The organism is Gordonia sp. McavH-238-E (genome assembly GCF_022348225.1).
Classification (GTDB): Bacteria; Actinomycetota; Actinomycetes; order Mycobacteriales; family Mycobacteriaceae; genus Gordonia; species Gordonia terrae.
Genome location: NZ_JAKRFE010000005.1, coordinates 366,941 through 383,521, shown reverse-complemented (window position 1 = coordinate 383,521; position 16,581 = coordinate 366,941). Strand labels below are relative to the sequence as shown.

Below are 16,581 nucleotides of genomic sequence, written 5' to 3'. Positions count from 1 at the left end.
GATGGCGGACTCGGCGGAGAACGTGTGCGATACTTTCACTGAAAGTGCCTTCTGAGCTGGAATGTTTTGTTGTCTCAACACCACCAATCATTCCAGCTCAGAGGGCATTTTCACGTTATCGACACCCCGCACCCGTCCACGGATCCAGGCTCAGGGAGCAGAGGGGGCGTCGCTGCGCTCCTCGCACCTCAGGGAGCAGAGAGGGTCGTCGCTTGCGCTCCTTGCACCTTCAAGCAGAGGGGGGCGTCGCTTGCGCTCCTTGCACCTTCAAGCAGAGGGGGGCGTCGCTCGCGTCCCTCAGGGAGCAGAGAGGGTCGTCGCTTGCGTCTTCGGCGAGCGGACAGTCAGTGTCCGGCGGGCACCGCGCGTCGGTCGACGGCCGCGCGGTAGAGCGAGCCGATCGCGTCGACGACTTCTGGGTGAGTGCCGAGCGGGCCGGCGACAAGTGTGTCGTCGACCAGGGCGTCGAGCGCCGACTCGACCCGCTCGGTGAGCAGTCCGGCCGACAGGAAATACGGACTGAGGGCGATCCGGTCGGCGCCGCCGGCGCGCAACCGTCGCACAGCCGTGGCCACCGCACGCTGTCCCGCGCCCAGTTTGGTCGCGAAGACCACCTCGACGGGCCGGTGCAGTCGAGTCGAGAGCTCGATCGCGCGCAGACGCACCGACCGATCGGCGTCGGGGTCAGACGACCCGACCGCGGACAGGATGACCCCGTCGCGCGGTCCCAGGCCGGCCTCGAGCAGACGATCGGTCAGCGCGCCCGTCAACGAGCGGGTGCCCATGACGTCGGTCTGTCGCGCCGTCGGGCGGCACGACGCGATGATCGACGGGAGGTCGACCTTGTGGTGGTATCCCGCCGCGAGCAGCATCGGTACGACGACCGGATCGGCGGCAATGTGGCTGAGCACATCCCCGACCGGTGGCTCGTCGAGGTCGAGGTAGGAGAGCACCACGTCGACGCCGGGAAGGCTCGAGGCGACGGCGTCGCGCACACGGCGCGCGGTCGCGCCGAAGCGCGGGTCGCGACTGCCGTGTGCGACGAGGACGAGACTCGGTGTCACACCAGCTCTTTGAGATGCAACGGAGCCAATGCGTCGCCGACGAGCCCGGCGGCCAGCGTGTTGCCGCCCTGCGGGTCGATGAGCAGGAAGCTTCCCGACTCGCGGTTCACCTGGTAGTCGTCGGCCGGGATCGGCTCGGCGGTCTGCACCGAGATCCGCACGATCTGGTTCAGCTCCACCGATTCCGGAGCCTCCACCAGGGCCAGGTTCTGCTCGTCGAACAGCGCGTCGAGTGCGCCGACGATGGCCTGGGTGGTCTTGGTGCCGTGCTTGAGGAGCAGGCGCGCGCCCGGACGTAACGGCTTCTCGGCGAGCCAGCACACCGTTGCGGTGAACTGCTGCAACGGTTCCGGGGCATCGGCGGCGGCTGCGATCACATCGCCGCGGGAGATGTCGACGTCGTCTGCCAGCAGGATCGTGACGCTGCGTCCGGTGTGTGCGGTGGGCAGTTCGCCGTCGGCGGTGTCGATCTGGCTGACGGTGGTCCGCTGCCCCGACGGCAGGACGACCACCTCGTCGCCGACGGAGACCCGGCCGGCGGCGATCTGGCCCGCGTAGCCGCGATAGTCGGGGTGCTCCGGCGTGCGCGGACGGATGACGTACTGCACGGGGAAGCGCAGGCCCACCTCGTTGCGCTCCACCAGGTTGGGCACGGTCTCGAGGTGCTCGATGAGGGTCGGCCCGTCGTAGAAGCTGGTGGTGTCGGAACGGTTCGCGACGTTGTCGCCGTGCAACGCCGACACCGGGATCGCGGTGACCTGCTCGTCCGACCAGCCCAGCGACCGGGTGAGTTCGGCGAACTCGGCGGAGATCTCGGCGAACACCGACGCCTGATCGGCGACGAGATCGATCTTGTTCACGGCCAGCACCAGCTGCGGGACACCGAGGAGAGCCATCACCGCGGCGTGGCGGCGGGTCTGGGCGACGACGCCGGTGCGGGCGTCGACGAGCAGGATCACCAGCTGCGCGGTAGAGGCCCCGGACACGGTGTTGCGGGTGTACTGCACATGGCCCGGGGTGTCGGCGAGCACGAACGAGCGCGCGGGCGTGGCGAAGTAGCGGTAGGCGACATCGATGGTGATGCCCTGCTCGCGCTCGGCGCGCAACCCGTCGACGAGCAGCGACAGGTCCGGGGTGTCGAGTCCGCGGTCCACCGAGGCCTTGGTGACCGCGTCGATCTGGTCGGCCAGAACGGATTTCGTGTCGTACAGCAGTCGGCCGACAAGCGTCGACTTGCCGTCGTCGACGCTGCCCGCGGTCGCGATGCGGAGGAGATCAGGGGCGTGTTTCATCAGAAATATCCTTCGCGCTTGCGGTCTTCCATGGCGGCCTCGGAGACCCGGTCGTCGCCACGGGTGGCGCCGCGCTCGGTCAGCCGCGATGCGGCGACCTCGGCGAGTACGGCCTCGTTGTCGGCGGCGTCGGAGAGCACCGCACCGGTCGACGAGCCGTCCCCGACGGTGCGGTAGCGCACCGACAGGCGTTGGAGCTCTTCACCTTCGCGCGGGCCGCCCCAGACTCCCGAGGTCATCCACATGCCGTCACGCTGGTAGACCTCGCGCTCGTGGGCGTAGTAGATCGACGGGAGGAGGACCTGCTCGCGGGCGATGTAGCGCCAGATGTCGAGTTCGGTCCAGTTCGACAGCGGGAACACCCGCACGTGTTCACCCGGGGCGTGGCGACCGTTGTAGAGGTTCCACAGCTCGGGACGCTGACGCTTCGGGTCCCACTGGCCGAAGGCATTGCGCAGCGAGAAGATCCTCTCCTTGGCGCGCGATCGCTCCTCGTCGCGGCGACCGCCGCCGAACACCGCGTCGAAACGGTTCTCGGTGATGGCGTCGAGGAGGGGAATGGTCTGCAAGGGGTTGCGCACACCATCGGGACGCTCGGTGAGGCGGCCGTCGGCCAGGTAGTCCTCGACCCTGGCGACGTGCAGCCGCAGGTTGTGCCGCTCGACGACCTGATCGCGGAACTCGAGCACCTCGGGCAGGTTGTGCCCGGTGTCGACATGCAGCAACGAGAAGGGCAGCGGCGCAGGCCAGAACGCCTTCAACGCGACGTGCAGGAGAACGGTGGAGTCCTTGCCGCCGGAGAACAGGATCACCGGACGTTCGAACTCGCCCGCGACCTCCCGGAAGATGTGGATCGCCTCGGACTCCAGGGCGTCGAGTGTGGTGAACTCGTCGGCCTCCGTGGCGGCGCCGCTCGTCTGGGCCGCGGCGGCGACGCCGGGCGTCTCCGGAACGGACGGTGTTTCGGTCACGGTCATGCGTGCAGCCCACATTCTGTCTTGGCGCGTCCGGCCCAGCGGCCGCTGCGCGGATCGGATCCGGGTTCGGGTTTGGCGGTGCACGGTGCGCACCCGATGGAGGGGTAGCCCTCGTCGACGAGCGGATTCACCAGCACGCCGTTGGTGTCGATGTAGTCCTGCATCGTCTCGTCGGACCAAGCCGCGATCGGATTGATCTTGACCAGCCCGAAGCCCTCGTCGAAGGAGATGAGCGGGGCGTTCGCCCGTGTCGGTGCCTCCACGCGACGGATGCCCGTGATCCACGCGTCGTAGCCGGCGAGTCCGGCCTTGAGCGGCACGACCTTCCGCAGCCGGCAGCATTCGCCCGGGTCGCGCGCGAAGAGATTGCGCCCCAACAGCTCATCCTGCTCGGCGACGCTGTGCTCGGGCGTCAGGTTCACCATCTCCACGCCGTACACCTGCTCGACGGCGTCACGGGTGCCGATGGTCTCGGCGAAGTGATATCCGGTGTCGAGGAACAGCACCTTGACCGGGTCGCCGTCGAGGAGATCGCGATCGATGTGCTTCACCGAGAGATCGACGAGCGCCGCGTCCTGCATGTTCGACGCGACGACGAAATTGGTGCCGAAGGTCTGCGCGGTCCAGCGGATCAGCTCTTCGGGAGTGGCGTCGGAACCGAGGTCCGCGGCGCCCTTCTCGGCGATGTCGCGCAGTTGCTCCTCGCTGAAGCGCCGCCCGGTCCGGGGGGTCGTCTCGATGGTCATCGCAGTGCCTCCTCGTCGGCACGAACGGCCCACTGCGCGAACCGTTCACCTTCGGTGCGCTGGTCGACGAAGTTGCGGACCACGCGCTCGATGTAATCGCCCAATTCGGTGCCCAGCACCTTGTGCTGGCGCAACTTGCGACCGAAACCCGAATCCAGTCCGAGGCTGCCGCCCAGGTGGACCTGGAAGCCGTCGGTCTGATTGCCGTCGGCGTCCTCGACGAGCTGTCCCTTGAAACCGATGTCGGCGATCTGGGACCGTCCGCACGAGTTGGGGCACCCGTTGATGTTCACCGTGATCGGCACGTCGAGCTTCGAGTTGATGTCGGCGAGCCGCTCGTCGAGCTCCGGCGCGAGGACCTGCGACCGCTTGCGGGTCTCGGTGAACGAGAGCTTGCAGAACTCGATACCGCTGCACGCCAGGAGATTCCGGCGCCACCGCGTGGGCCGGCCGTGCAGGCCGAGCGGCTTGAGCTCGTCGATCAGCCAGTCGACCTTGTCGTCGGGGACGTCGAGGACGATGAGCTTCTGGTACGGGGTGAACCGGACCCGGTCGGACCCCGCCGCGGCGACGGCCGCCGCGGCCTTGGTCAGGATCGTGCCCGAGACGCGTCCGGCGATGGGGGAGAAGCCGATCGCGTTGAGTCCGTTGCGCAGCTTCTGCACACCGATGTGGTCGATCGGTCGCTCGGGTTGCTCCGGGGCCGGGCCGTCGATCAGCTTGCGGCCCAGGTACTCGTCCTCGAGTACCTGACGGAACTTCTCGATGCCCCAGTCCTTGATGAGGAACTTCAGCCGGGCCTTGGCGCGCAGCCGTCGGTAGCCGTAGTCGCGGAAGATCGAGACCACGGCCTCCCACACGTCGGGCACTTCGTCGAGCGGGACCCAGGCGCCCACGCGCTGGGCGAGCATCGGGTTGGTGGAGAGTCCGCCGCCGACCCAGAGGTCGAGGCCGGGGCCGTGCTCGGGATGGACGACGCCGACGAAGGCGACGTCGTTGATCTCGTGCACCACGTCCTGCTGGCCCGAGATCGCGGTCTTGAACTTGCGCGGCAGGTTCGAGTACTTCGGGTCGCCGATGTAGCGGCGGACGATCTCGTCGATGGCGGGGGTGGGGTCGAGGACCTCGTCGAGGGATTCGCCGGCGAGCGGCGAGCCGAGCACGACGCGCGGGCAGTCGCCGCAGGCCTCGGTGGTCTTGAGTCCGACACCTTCGAGGCGCTCCCAGATCGTCGGGACGTCCTCGATGCGGATCCAGTGGTACTGGACGTTCTCACGGTCGGAGAGGTCCGCGGTGTCGCGGGCGAACTCGGTGGAGATCTCACCGAGGGTGCGCAGCTGCTCGACGTTGAGCGCGCCACCGTCGCAGCGCACGCGCATCATGAAGTGGCTGTCTTCGAGGATGTCGATGTTCTCGTCGCCGGTCCACGTGCCGTCGTACCCCTCGGCGCGCTGGGTGTAGAGACCCCACCAGCGCATCCGGCCGCGCAGATCCTGCTTGTCGATCGAGTCGAAGCCCTGCTTGGAGTAGATGTTCTCGATGCGGGCGCGGACGTTGAGCGGGTTGTCGTCCTTCTTGACCTGCTCGTTCGGGTTCAGCGGCTCACGGTAACCGAGCTTCCACTGTCCTTCGGCGCGGCGCTTGGTCGGACGGGCCTTGCGAGCCGGCCGCGCGGGCTTCTCGGCGGCCGGTGCTGCGGTGACCGATTCGGCGGCAGCGTCGTTCGGTGCACCCGAGGCGGAAGCGGCGGGGGCGTCGGTGGTGGACGTCATGAACTCTCCTGTGCCGGCACACAGGGCCGGCGTTCGTTGCACGAATTACGGGCTGAAACGTGCCGGCATCCCCCGAGAAATGGGGACAAATCGGGGCCGAGACGTCGCTAGATGCGACAGAAAGCGCTGTTGACGCGCTTGAGATCAATGTGGCGTCGAGCGGCGAGCCACACCCCGGGGAAAATCACGCGGTCCATAGTGCCACGCTCCGCATCGGCTCGTCTACTTGGGGTTATTTTCCATCATGATGATGGAAACCGGGCGGGGGAGGTCCTCGCCTGCGCGGCACAACGCCGCCGACGACGACGCTGTTCCCGGCGGGGTCGACGATTTCCGCCCTTGCCGCCACGATCGGCATGATGGAGGGGTGAACGTCGAGACAGCTACGCCCGCGGCCGGGATGGTCGCGGATGCTTGCCGCGGCGTCGACCCCGACGTGCCCCTCGCGCTCTACCTGCACGTCCCGTTCTGCGCGACCCGGTGCGGCTACTGCGACTTCAACACCTACACCGCGGGCGAACTGGGTTCCTCGTCCTCGCCGGACTCGTGGCAGGAGGCGGTCGCCCGCGAACTGGAGGTCGCGGCACGATTGCTGACGCCGGCCCGCCCGGTCTCGACGATCTTCGTCGGCGGAGGCACGCCGTCGCTCCTCGGCGGTGCCGGTCTCACGCGGCTCCTCGATTCCGTGCGGACGAACTTCGACCTGGCCGACGACGTGGAGATCACCACCGAGTCGAACCCGGAGTCGACCTCGCCCGGGTTCTTCGCGGACCTCCGGTCAGCCGGATTCACCCGGATCTCGCTCGGCATGCAGTCGGCGGCCGAGCACGTGCTGAGGCTGCTCGACCGCACCCACACCCCGGGCCGGGCCGTCGCTGCCGCCCGGGAGGCACGGGCCGCCGGATTCGACCACGTCAACCTCGACCTGATCTACGGCACGCCCGGTGAGACCGATGCGGACCTGCACGCCACCGTCGACGCCGTCCTGGAGGCCGGGGTGGACCACGTGTCGGCCTACGCGCTGATCGTCGAGGACGGCACCGCGCTCGCGCGTCGAATCCGCCGCGGGGAGATGCCGGCGCCCGACGACGACGTCCTCGCCGACCGGTATCAGATCCTCGACCAGCGCCTGCGTGCCGACGGCCTCGACTGGTACGAGGTGTCCAACTGGGCGCGCGGCGACGATTCGGTGTGCCGCCACAACATCGCCTACTGGCACAGCCACGACTGGTGGGGCATCGGTCCGGGCGCGCATTCCCACGCCGCCGGCGTTCGCTGGCTGAATGCCAAACACCCTGCGCGCTACTCGAAGTCGTTGGCGGACGGGGTGTTGCCGATCGCATCGGCCGAGCAGTTGAGTCCCGCGGACCGACACCTCGAGGCCGTCATGTTGACCACCAGGTGCCGCAGCGGACTGCCGCGCGACCTCCTCGACGAGGCCGAGACCGCGAACGCCGAACAGCTCTGCGCGGACGGTCTGTTGACCGCCACCAGCGGGGCCTACGTGCTCACCGATGCGGGAAGGCTGCTCGCCGACGGGGTGATCCGTCGCGTGCTCTGGGGCTGACCCGGATCACGCCGATTGTCACCAGGTCTGGTCGGGGCGGGGCGGACTCGTCCAGCCCGTCGATCGCGGACCACGACGGTGCGCGCCCGCCCCGTCGGGTGCGCTCGGGGGCCGGCGCGCGGGGATCTCGGCGGTGTCCTCGAGCTGCTCGTCCAACGGCTTGGCCGTGTCGGCCAGGTCCAGGGCGTCGAGGTCGAGGGTGCGCGCGTGGATGATGTGGCGGTTGCGCAACGCCGAGCGAACGGCGCGATGCAGTCCGTCCTCCAGGTAGAGCTCGCCCTCCCACCGCACGACGTGGGCGAAGAGGTCGCCGTAGAACGTGGAGTCCTCGCTGAGGAGTTTGTCCAGGGCGAGGACCTTGGTGATCGGCGTCAACTGGTCGAGCCGCAACTGTCGCGGCGGGATCTTGGCCCAGCCGCGCGTCGACAACCCGTGGTCGGGGTAGGGCTTGCCCTCCCGCACCCCTTTGAAGATCATGCGAACTCCTCCGACGCCTCTGCCTCGACGATTGCTGCCCTTCGACGATGCGTCGACCGTCAGTGCACGACACCACGCCGTGGCACGGTGATCGCGATCCCATTTCGTACTATGGAACGCACCCAACTGTATGGCAGGGATCCGAGTCAGGAGGTGTACCGCGTGTCTACCACCGATGATCGTCGCTTCGAGATCTTGCGTGCGATCGTGACCGACTACGTCGACACGCAGGAACCGATCGGCTCGAAGGCGCTCGTCGAGCGCCACCAGCTGGGAGTGTCGAGCGCCACCGTCCGCAACGACATGGCGGTGTTGGAGGCGGAGGGTTACATCACCCAGCCGCACACCAGCTCCGGCCGGGTGCCCACCGACAAGGGTTACCGGATGTTCGTCGACCGGATCAGCGAGATCAAGCCGCTGTCGGCCGCCGAGCGTCGCGCCATCCTGTCGGTGCTCGACTCCGGCGTCGACCTCGACGACGTGCTGCGGCGGTCGGTCCGACTCCTCGCCCAGCTGACCCGGCAGGTCGCGGTCATCCAGTACCCGGTGCTCTCGGCCGCGACCGTGCGTCACCTCGAGGTCGTCACCCTCTCGCCGTCGCGTCTGCTGCTGGTCGTCATCGTCGACAACGGCCGGGTCGAACAGCGCATGGTGGCACTGAACGAGGACCACGACGAGGACGAGATCGCCCGGTTGCGCGATCTGTTCTCCGCCGCTCTCCACGGCAAACGGCTCGAAGCCGCCTCGGCGGCGGTCGCCGAACTAGCCAACTCTGCGCCCGAGGATCTGCGCGGGGCGGTCCTCAACATCGCGACCGTCTTGGTCGAGACCCTCGTCGAACGCGGTGACGACCGACTGGTGCTGGGCGGAACGTCGAATCTCGCGCGCTCGGCAGCCGACTTCACCCCGGTCGTCGGCGGCATGGACACCGTCCTGGAGGCCCTGGAGGAGCAGGTGGTGGTGCTCAAGATCCTCGCGACGACGCAGGACATGGGCCAGGTCACGGTGCAGATCGGCGAGGAGACCCGGACGGAGAACCTGCGTGGTACCTCGGTGGTGTCGACGGGGTACGGTGCATCGGGAACCGTGTTCGGCGGCGTCGGTGTGCTCGGCCCCACACGAATGGACTATCCGGGAACCATCGCCTCGGTGGCGGCCGTTGCCAAATACATCGGTGAGGTGCTCGCCGAACGATGACCGCAGACGTCCCGTGATCGCTGACCGGCAGACCGCTGTCCCCGGCCCGCCGCCCGCACGCACGAAGCAGCGTCGATGATCGGCGGTCGGGACGGTGCCCCGCACACGTCCCGCGCGATCGTGAGAGCACACGCCGCCAGGCACCAACTGAGACCGAAGGATCACTACAACCGTGGCACGTGACTATTACGCAATCCTGGGTGTGGCGCAGGGCGCCAGTGATCAGGAGCTCAAGCGCGCCTACCGCAAGAAGGCCCGCGAGCTGCACCCCGACGTCAACCCGGGCAAGGAAGACGAGTTCAAAGAGGTCAGCACGGCCTACGAGGTGCTGACCGATCCGGAGAAGCGACGCATCGTCGACGCCGGCGGCGACCCGCTGGCCGGCGCGGGTGCCGGCGGCTTCGGCGGTTTCGGCGGCGGTGGCGGGGGATTCGGCGACGTCTTCGAGGCGTTCTTCGGCAACGGCGGCGCCTTCGGCGGTGGCGGCGGCTTCGGTTCGGGTCGCGGACCCAAGTCGCGGGTGCAGCCGGGTGAGCCCGCTCTGGTGAACCTCACCCTCGATCTCGCCGAATGCGCCAAGGGCGTCGCCAAGGAGATCACCGTCGACACGGCGATCCTGTGCGATGTGTGTACCGGCTCGGGCACCAACGGTGACAGCAAGCCGGTGACCTGCGACATCTGTAAGGGCGCCGGCGAGATCCAGTCGGTGCAGCGCTCGTTCCTCGGTCAGGTCATGACCGTCCGGGAGTGCCCGACCTGCCACGGCGTCGGCGAGGTCATCCCGGACCCGTGCCACAAGTGCGGCGGCGACGGACGCTACCGTTCGCGCCGCACGATGACCGTGCGCATCCCGGCCGGAATCGAGAACGGCATGCGCGTGCGTCTCACCGGTCAGGGCGAGGTCGGTCTGGGCGGTGGTCCCGCGGGCGACCTGTACGTCGAGGTCTCCGAGCGTCCCCACGAGGTGTTCCTGCGCGACAAGGACGACCTGCACTGCACGGTCAAGGTCCCGATGGCCGACGCGGCGCTCGGCGCCGAGTTCGAGGTGGAGACCATTCTCGGGGACCCGGTCACGGTGACGGTCGCACCCGGAACCCAACCCGGGCAGATCGTGAAGCTGCGGGGTCAGGGCATGCCGCACGTCAGTTCCGGAGTGCGCGGCACCATGCACGTCCACCTCGACGTCGTCGTACCGACCCGACTCGACGCGGCGCAGACCGAGGCGCTCAAGAAGTACCGCAAGGTCGCCGCCGACGAGATCGAGGTGGTCAACACATCGGCCGCCGCGGCGCCGGGTGGCCTCTTCTCGCGGCTGCGCAACGCGTTCGCCGGGAAGTAGACCCGGCGTGTCCGTGGCGATGAGGTCTCGGCGGGTGTGCCCCTCCCGGGCGGCGGGTGCGCGGTGAGTCCACCGCTGTTCTGGGCGGACTCCGTGCCCGCACCCGGGGCCGAGGTGACCCTGAGTGGGCCCGAGGGCCGGCACGCGGTCACCGTCGCCCGGCTCGGTGTGGGCGAGCGGATCCTGGTCGGTGACGGCGCCGGTTCGGTGGGCGGTTGCGAGATCCGGGAGATCACCGCCAAGGACACGCTGGTGGCGACTGTCCACGACCTCTCGTTCGAGGCGCGCCCCACCCCGCAGGTGACCCTGGTGCAGGCGTTGCCGAAATCCGAACGGTCCGAGCTCGCGGTCGACCTCGCCACCGAGGCAGGCGTCGATGTCATCGTGCCCTGGCAGGCACTGCGGTGCGTGTCGCGATGGACGGGCAAGGCGGACAAGGGTGTCGGCAAATGGCGGGCCGCGGCGTCGGCGGCCGCGAAGCAGAGCCGGCGTCCGTGGATCCCGGAGGTCACCGACCTCGCGACCACCATCGACGTCCGTGCCCGCTGCGCGGACGTCGTGGCCGCGGGCGGAGTCGTCGCCGTCTTGCACGAGGAGGCCGCGCAACCACTCGCACAGCTGCCCCTCGCCGACGCCACCGAGATCCTGCTCGTGGTCGGGCCCGAGGGTGGTCTCGACGCCGGTGAGGTCGCCGATCTGACCGCGCTCGGGGCGCAGTCGGTCGTGCTCGGTCCCGAGGTCCTGCGCACGTCGACGGCGGCCGCGGTGGCGCTCGGCGCGATCGGGGTGCTCACCCGCCGGTGGACGCGATGAGTGTCGTCGGACGCCGCTCGGTGCGTCGTACGAAGGTCGAATACGGCTCGGCGCCTTCGCAGTTCGGGCACCTGTACGTGCCCGCCGACGGTTTCGACGCCGCGGCGCCCGCGCGGCTCGTGGTCTTGGTGCACGGCGGTTCCTGGTCGGTCGAATTCGGCTCGACGACGCAGACCGCGATCGCCCGCATGCTCGCCGAGCGCGGGGCGGCGGTGTGGAACATCGAGTACCGCCGGGTCGGTGAAGAGGGCGGCGGATGGCCGAACACCGGCCGGGATGTCATCGATGCACTCGGCGCCCTCGACGGGTCCGTCCGTGACCTGCTCCCGGCGGGCGGCGTCGACTTCTCCTCGACGGCGGTCGTCGGGCACTCGGCCGGTGGCCAGCTCGCGGTCTGGGCGGTCGGACAGCTCGGCGCACGCACCGCCACGGCCACCATCACCACGGTCGTCGCGCAGGCGGCCGTACTCGACACCGTCGAAGCCGCCGACCGAGAGTCGGTGCGGGCGTTCATGGGTCGGCCGTTCAGTGAGTCGCCGCGGCGGTACGCAGATGCCTCGCCCCTGCTGGCGCCGGTCGTCGACGCCCACGTCGTGGCGATACACGGCGACACCGACGATCTCATCCCGATCGAGTCCAGCCGCCGGTACGTCGACGCCGCGATCGCCCGCGGACAGTCCGCGGAGTTCGTCGCGGTCCCCGGCGAAGGGCACGACGCCTTCGTCGACCCGCGGAGCGCGTGCACGCGGCAGACGATCCGGGTGCTGGGGATCTGACGGAAATATTGCCTGCTGATCGGCTGTTGCACCGCGATACACTGACCACACCTCTGCGGGCCGCGGGAGCGGTGGGCCGGGGTCGAGCCAGAACAGAACAGCATCCAGAACAGAACACCAGGAGTGATTTCATACGTGAGTGACGACAACCCCGACCAGAGCGGGCAATCCAGCCGTACGCAGCCGCGCCGGTCTGGGGTCACATCCACTGTCGAAGTCTCTCCCGGAGTCGTGTTCGGGCTGCTCGGCGCCAGTGACGTCAACCTGCGTACGCTCGAGCAGCTGCTGCCCGCCGACATCCACGTCCGCGGCAATCAGGTCACGCTCACCGGAGAACCCGCCGAGGTCGCGGCGTCCGAGCGCGTCATCGCCGAACTCGTCGACCTCGTCGGCCGGGGTACCCCGCTGACACCCGATCTCGTCCGGCACAGCGTGTCCATGTTGTCCGACGGCACCGAGGAATCGCCTGCCGACGTGCTGTCGCTCGACATCCTGTCGCGACGCGGTAAGACGATCCGGCCGAAGACGCTCAACCAGAAGCACTACGTCGATGCCATCGACGACCACACCATCGTGTTCGGTGTAGGCCCGGCCGGTACCGGCAAGACCTACCTCGCGATGGCCAAGGCCGTCCAGGCGCTGCAGTCCAAGTCGGTCAACCGCATCATCTTGACGCGGCCCGCGGTCGAGGCGGGCGAGCGCCTCGGCTTCCTGCCCGGCACGCTGAGCGAGAAGATCGACCCGTATCTGCGTCCGCTGTACGACGCGCTGCACGACATGATGGACCCGGACGCGATCCCGAAGCTGATGGCCGCCGGGGTCATCGAGGTGGCACCGTTGGCCTACATGCGCGGCCGCACCCTGAATGACGCGTTCATCATCCTCGACGAGGCCCAGAACACGACGAGCGAACAGATGAAGATGTTCCTGACCCGGCTCGGCTTCGGTTCCAAGGTCGTCGTCACCGGCGACGTCACCCAGATGGACCTGCCCGGCGGTGCCCGGAGCGGGCTGCTGGCGGCGACGGAGATCCTCGAGGGCATCGACGACATCCACTTCGCGCGGCTCACCAGCCAGGACGTGGTCCGGCACCGGTTGGTCGCCGACATCGTCGACGCCTACGGACGGGCCGAGGAGGCGCAGCGAGGTCTGCCCAACACCGCGCTCGGCGGCAACCGCGCCGCGCGGCGGGCCGCGTCTCAGGGACGTCGCTCATGAGCATCGAACTCGCGAACGAATCCGGGGTGGAGGTTCCCGCCGAGCTGATCATCGATGCCGCGCGCTTCGCGGTGAACGCGATGGACGTCAATCCCGCGGCGCTGCTGTCGGTGCTGTGCGTCGACGAGGACACCATGGCGGACATGCACGTGCAGTGGATGGACCTGCCCGGTCCGACCGACGTGATGAGTTTCCCGATGGACGAACTCGTGCCCGGCGGACGGCCGGACGCCACCGACCCGGGTCCGGCGATCCTGGGTGACATCGTGCTGTGTCCCGACTTCGCCCGGAAGCAGGCGCGCGAGGCGAAACGGTCCTTCGAGCACGAGCTGGCGATGCTGACCATCCACGGTGTACTCCACCTGCTCGGCTACGACCACGCCGAACCGGAGGAGGAGCGCGAGATGTTCGGGCTGCAGAACCGCATCCTCGACGCGTTCTACGCCGAACGTCACCGCCGCGCGCAGGAGCAACGACAGACCGACCGTGATTCGCGGCTGCTGTCGAACATCGGATTCACCGGTGTCGAGGGCGGAACGCCGGCCCCCGGTGCCCCGACGCGGTCCGAGGAGGACCGAGGGTGACCTCTGACTACTGGTTCATCGTGGCCGCAGTCGTGTTGATCGGGGTCGGTGGGATCTTCGCGGCGGTGGACACCGCGGTGTCGACCGTGTCGAACGCCCGGGTCGACGACATGGTCCGTGAGGGGCGCGCGGGTGCGCGCCGCTTGGCGGACATCTTGGGCGCACGCGCGACCTATCTCGGCCTCGTGGTGCTGCTCCGCGTGGTCTGCGAGACCGCCGCCGTCGCGCTCGTCGCGGTCGCCGCGACCCAACTCATCGGCGTCGGCGGAGGATTGGCGGTCGCCATCGCCGCGATGACCGTCGTCTCGTATGTCGCGGTCGGCGTCGGCCCCCGCACCCTGGGCCGGCAACACGCCTACACGATCGCGCTGGCATCGTCGTACCTGCTGTTCGCGCTGGGAGTGCTGCTCAAACCGCTGACCCGTCTGCTGATCCTGATCGGCAACGCCCTGACCCCGGGTCGCGGGTTCCGCAACGGTCCGTTCGCGACCGAGGTCGAGCTGCGTGAGGTCGTCGACCTCGCCGAGGCGTCGGGTGTGGTCGCTGCCGACGAGCGCCGCATGATCCAGTCGGTGTTCGACCTCGGTGACACCAGCGCCCGCGAGGTGATGGTCCCGCGCCCGGAGATGGTGTGGATCGAGGCCGACAAGACCGCGCTGCAGGCCACGAGTCTCGCGACGCGGTCCGGACATTCGCGGATCCCGGTGATCGGTGAGAACACCGATGACGTCCTGGGCATCGTGTATCTCAAGGACCTGGTGGCCCGTACGGTCGCCCAGCGCATCGACCCCTCGACGCTCCGCGTCGTGGACGTGATGCGTGACGCCGAGTTCATCCCCGATTCCAAACCGCTCGACCGGGTCCTCGCCGACATGCAGCGCGAGCGCAACCACATGGCGATGCTCGTCGACGAGTACGGCGGCATCGCCGGATTGGTGACCATCGAGGACGTTCTCGAGGAGATCGTCGGCGAGATCACCGATGAGTACGACACCGACGAGCTCGCCCCGGTCGACGACCTCGGCGACGGGTCCTACCGGGTGTCGGCACGACTGCCCGTCGAAGACCTCGGCGAGCTGTTCGACGTCGAGATCGCCGAGGAAGAGGTCGAGACGGTCGGCGGACTCGTCGGCCTGGAATTGGGCCGTGTGCCGTTGCCGGGCGCCCGGGTCGAATCGCACGGACTGCAGCTGGTGGCCGAGGGCGGACCCAATCGCCAAGGCCGCCAACGCATCATCACCGTGCTGGTCACCCGGGTCCCCGGCGCGGAGGAGGAGTCCCGGCGCGACGAGCACCGCGGCCACTCGAGCCGCTCGGCGGGGCGTTCTGAACGTGCCGCGGGCCGTGACCACGAGGACGAACGGCGGGCCGAGCGAGCGGCGAGAGACTCCGGCGACGACGCCCCGGAGGGCGACGCCGCCGATCGCGACAGTGCAGACGACCCGAGAGCAAGGATGAATCAGTGACCGAGACCCTCACCGACGAGGATCGCAAGCTCGTGGTGCTCGCCCGGGGCGCGCTGGCGCGCGCCGAGGCGCCGTCGGGTGCCGCGGTCCGGGACGGCAACGGCCGCACCTATGCCGGAGCCGATGTGCGCACTCGCACCCTGACCCTCACCGGGCTGCAGGTCGCGGTGGCGTCCGCGATCTCGAGTGGGGCCCGCTCCTTCGAGGCGGCGGTCGTCGTGAACGGTGAGTCCGACGACCCGGGCCTGGCGACCCTGCACGAGCTCAGCCCCGAGGCGTACGCGGTCCTGACCGACACCGCGGGTGCACCGCAACGGCGCATCGGGCGCGCGAATGCCTGAGTTCCGTTCGGGCTTCGTCTGTTTCGTGGGCCGGCCCAACACCGGTAAGTCGACGCTCACCAATGCCCTCGTCGGCGAGAAGATCGCGATCACCTCGAATCGTCCGCAGACCACCCGCCACACCATCCGCGGGATCGTCAACCGGCCGGACGCCCAGTTGATCCTCGTCGACACCCCGGGTCTGCACCGACCGCGCACGCTGCTGGGTCAGCGACTGAACGACCTCGTGCGCGACACCTACTCCGAGGTCGACGTGATCGGTGTCTGCATTCCCGCCGACGAGGCGATCGGGCCGGGCGACCGCTGGATCATCTCGCAGGTCCGTGAGATGGCACCCCGCACGACGATCGTCGGCGTGGTCACCAAGATCGACCGGGTCGGTCCGGAGCAGGTGGCCAAACAGCTTCTCGCGCTCTCCGAGGTCCTCGGACCGGAGTCGGAGGTGGTCCCGGTGTCGGCGAAGTCGGGCAAGCAGCTCGACGTGCTGTCCGACGTGCTCGTCGGCCTCATGGAGGAGGGGCCCGCCTTCTATCCGGACGGTGAACTCACCGACGAACCCGAGCAGGTGCTGATGGCGGAGTTCATCCGCGAAGCCGCACTCGAGGGGGTGCACGACGAGCTGCCGCACTCGCTGGCCGTCGTCATCGAAGAGGTCATCGACCGGGAGGACCGGGATCCCGAGCTGCCGCCGATGGTCGACGTCCACGCCGTGCTGTTCGTCGAGCGTGACAGCCAGAAGGGCATCATCATCGGACGCAAGGGCGCGCGTCTGAAAGAGGTGGGTACAGTTGCCCGCGCACAGATCGAGCGGCTGCTGGGGACCAAGGTGTACCTGGATCTGCACGTGAAGGTCGCCAAGGACTGGCAACGCGACCCCAAACAGCTGCGTCGATTGGGTTTCTAGCAGCGTGTTCCCGGCGGCCTGACGCCGACGGGGGCGGCCTGCGGGGAG

Annotated in this window: 16 protein-coding genes; 10 read left to right on the top strand and 6 right to left on the bottom strand. The window is 68.8% G+C overall.

The annotated features are described in order from the left end of the window. Positions 1-344: 344 nt before the first annotated feature. Genes MHN80_RS09850 through MHN80_RS09830 form a run of 5 tightly spaced genes read right to left on the bottom strand, consistent with a single transcriptional unit; the run spans position 345 to position 5,851 of the window. The gene (locus MHN80_RS09850; RefSeq protein WP_239401196.1) at positions 345-1,064 is read right to left on the bottom strand and encodes a sirohydrochlorin chelatase; all 720 of its coding nucleotides are present in this window, start codon (positions 1,062-1,064) and stop codon (positions 345-347) included. Then, the gene (locus tag MHN80_RS09845; protein WP_239401195.1) at positions 1,061-2,356 is read right to left on the bottom strand and encodes a sulfate adenylyltransferase subunit 1; all 1,296 of its coding nucleotides are present in this window, start codon (positions 2,354-2,356) and stop codon (positions 1,061-1,063) included. Before MHN80_RS09845 ends, MHN80_RS09850 begins: the two co-directional genes overlap by 4 nt. After that, positions 2,356-3,348: a sulfate adenylyltransferase subunit CysD gene (gene cysD, locus MHN80_RS09840; RefSeq protein ID WP_374206329.1), complete on the bottom strand. Its 993-nt coding sequence runs from the start codon at positions 3,346-3,348 to the stop codon at positions 2,356-2,358. Before cysD ends, MHN80_RS09845 begins: the two co-directional genes overlap by 1 nt. Beyond that, complete coding sequence (locus tag MHN80_RS09835) at positions 3,330-4,079, bottom strand: phosphoadenylyl-sulfate reductase (protein WP_004023031.1); 750 nt, start codon at positions 4,077-4,079, stop codon at positions 3,330-3,332. Before MHN80_RS09835 ends, cysD begins: the two co-directional genes overlap by 19 nt. Beyond that, complete coding sequence (locus MHN80_RS09830) at positions 4,076-5,851, bottom strand: nitrite/sulfite reductase (RefSeq protein WP_239401192.1); 1,776 nt, start codon at positions 5,849-5,851, stop codon at positions 4,076-4,078. Before MHN80_RS09830 ends, MHN80_RS09835 begins: the two co-directional genes overlap by 4 nt. A 400-nt stretch (positions 5,852-6,251) precedes the next feature. Here MHN80_RS09830 and hemW point away from each other — a divergent pair, with 400 nt between their 5' ends. Next, positions 6,252-7,418: a radical SAM family heme chaperone HemW gene (hemW, locus tag MHN80_RS09825; protein ID WP_051987151.1), complete on the top strand. Its 1,167-nt coding sequence runs from the start codon at positions 6,252-6,254 to the stop codon at positions 7,416-7,418. A gap of 18 nt (positions 7,419-7,436) precedes the next feature. Here the strand turns inward: hemW and MHN80_RS09820 are convergent, their stop codons facing one another. Further along, a complete protein-coding gene (locus tag MHN80_RS09820) occupies positions 7,437-7,895 on the bottom strand; it encodes a type II toxin-antitoxin system VapB family antitoxin (protein WP_004023027.1) in 459 nt (152 codons plus the stop codon). Positions 7,896-8,057: 162 nt separating this feature from the next. Between MHN80_RS09820 and hrcA the strand changes: the two genes are divergently transcribed. From hrcA to era, 9 genes are all read left to right on the top strand, one after another. Then, positions 8,058-9,092, top strand: a complete 1,035-nt coding sequence (gene hrcA, locus MHN80_RS09815; protein ID WP_010841232.1) for a heat-inducible transcriptional repressor HrcA — start codon at positions 8,058-8,060, stop codon at positions 9,090-9,092. A gap of 172 nt (positions 9,093-9,264) precedes the next feature. Then, a complete protein-coding gene (dnaJ, locus tag MHN80_RS09810) occupies positions 9,265-10,431 on the top strand; it encodes a molecular chaperone DnaJ (RefSeq protein ID WP_101819376.1) in 1,167 nt (388 codons plus the stop codon). 63 nt (positions 10,432-10,494) lie between these two features. Then, positions 10,495-11,244, top strand: a complete 750-nt coding sequence (locus tag MHN80_RS09805; RefSeq protein WP_033203953.1) for a 16S rRNA (uracil(1498)-N(3))-methyltransferase — start codon at positions 10,495-10,497, stop codon at positions 11,242-11,244. Continuing rightward, a complete protein-coding gene (locus MHN80_RS09800; RefSeq protein WP_101819563.1) occupies positions 11,241-12,020 on the top strand; it encodes a S9 family peptidase in 780 nt (259 codons plus the stop codon). The genes MHN80_RS09805 and MHN80_RS09800 overlap by 4 nt, the downstream gene beginning before the upstream one ends. A gap of 135 nt (positions 12,021-12,155) precedes the next feature. Then, entirely contained in the window at positions 12,156-13,238 is a 1,083-nt protein-coding gene (locus tag MHN80_RS09795; RefSeq protein WP_004023020.1) for a PhoH family protein, read from the top strand. Then, on the top strand, positions 13,235-13,822 hold the full coding sequence (gene ybeY / locus MHN80_RS09790; protein ID WP_004023019.1) for an rRNA maturation RNase YbeY: 588 nt from the start codon (positions 13,235-13,237) through the stop codon (positions 13,820-13,822). Before MHN80_RS09795 ends, ybeY begins: the two co-directional genes overlap by 4 nt. Then, on the top strand, positions 13,819-15,288 hold the full coding sequence (locus MHN80_RS09785; protein ID WP_239401190.1) for a hemolysin family protein: 1,470 nt from the start codon (positions 13,819-13,821) through the stop codon (positions 15,286-15,288). The genes ybeY and MHN80_RS09785 overlap by 4 nt, the downstream gene beginning before the upstream one ends. Next, positions 15,285-15,629 (top strand): cytidine deaminase, encoded by a 345-nt coding sequence (locus MHN80_RS09780; RefSeq protein ID WP_239401188.1) that lies wholly within the window; start codon positions 15,285-15,287, stop codon positions 15,627-15,629. Before MHN80_RS09785 ends, MHN80_RS09780 begins: the two co-directional genes overlap by 4 nt. Further along, positions 15,622-16,533, top strand: a complete 912-nt coding sequence (gene era, locus MHN80_RS09775) for a GTPase Era (protein WP_004023015.1) — start codon at positions 15,622-15,624, stop codon at positions 16,531-16,533. The genes MHN80_RS09780 and era overlap by 8 nt, the downstream gene beginning before the upstream one ends. Positions 16,534-16,581: the final 48 nt, after the last annotated feature.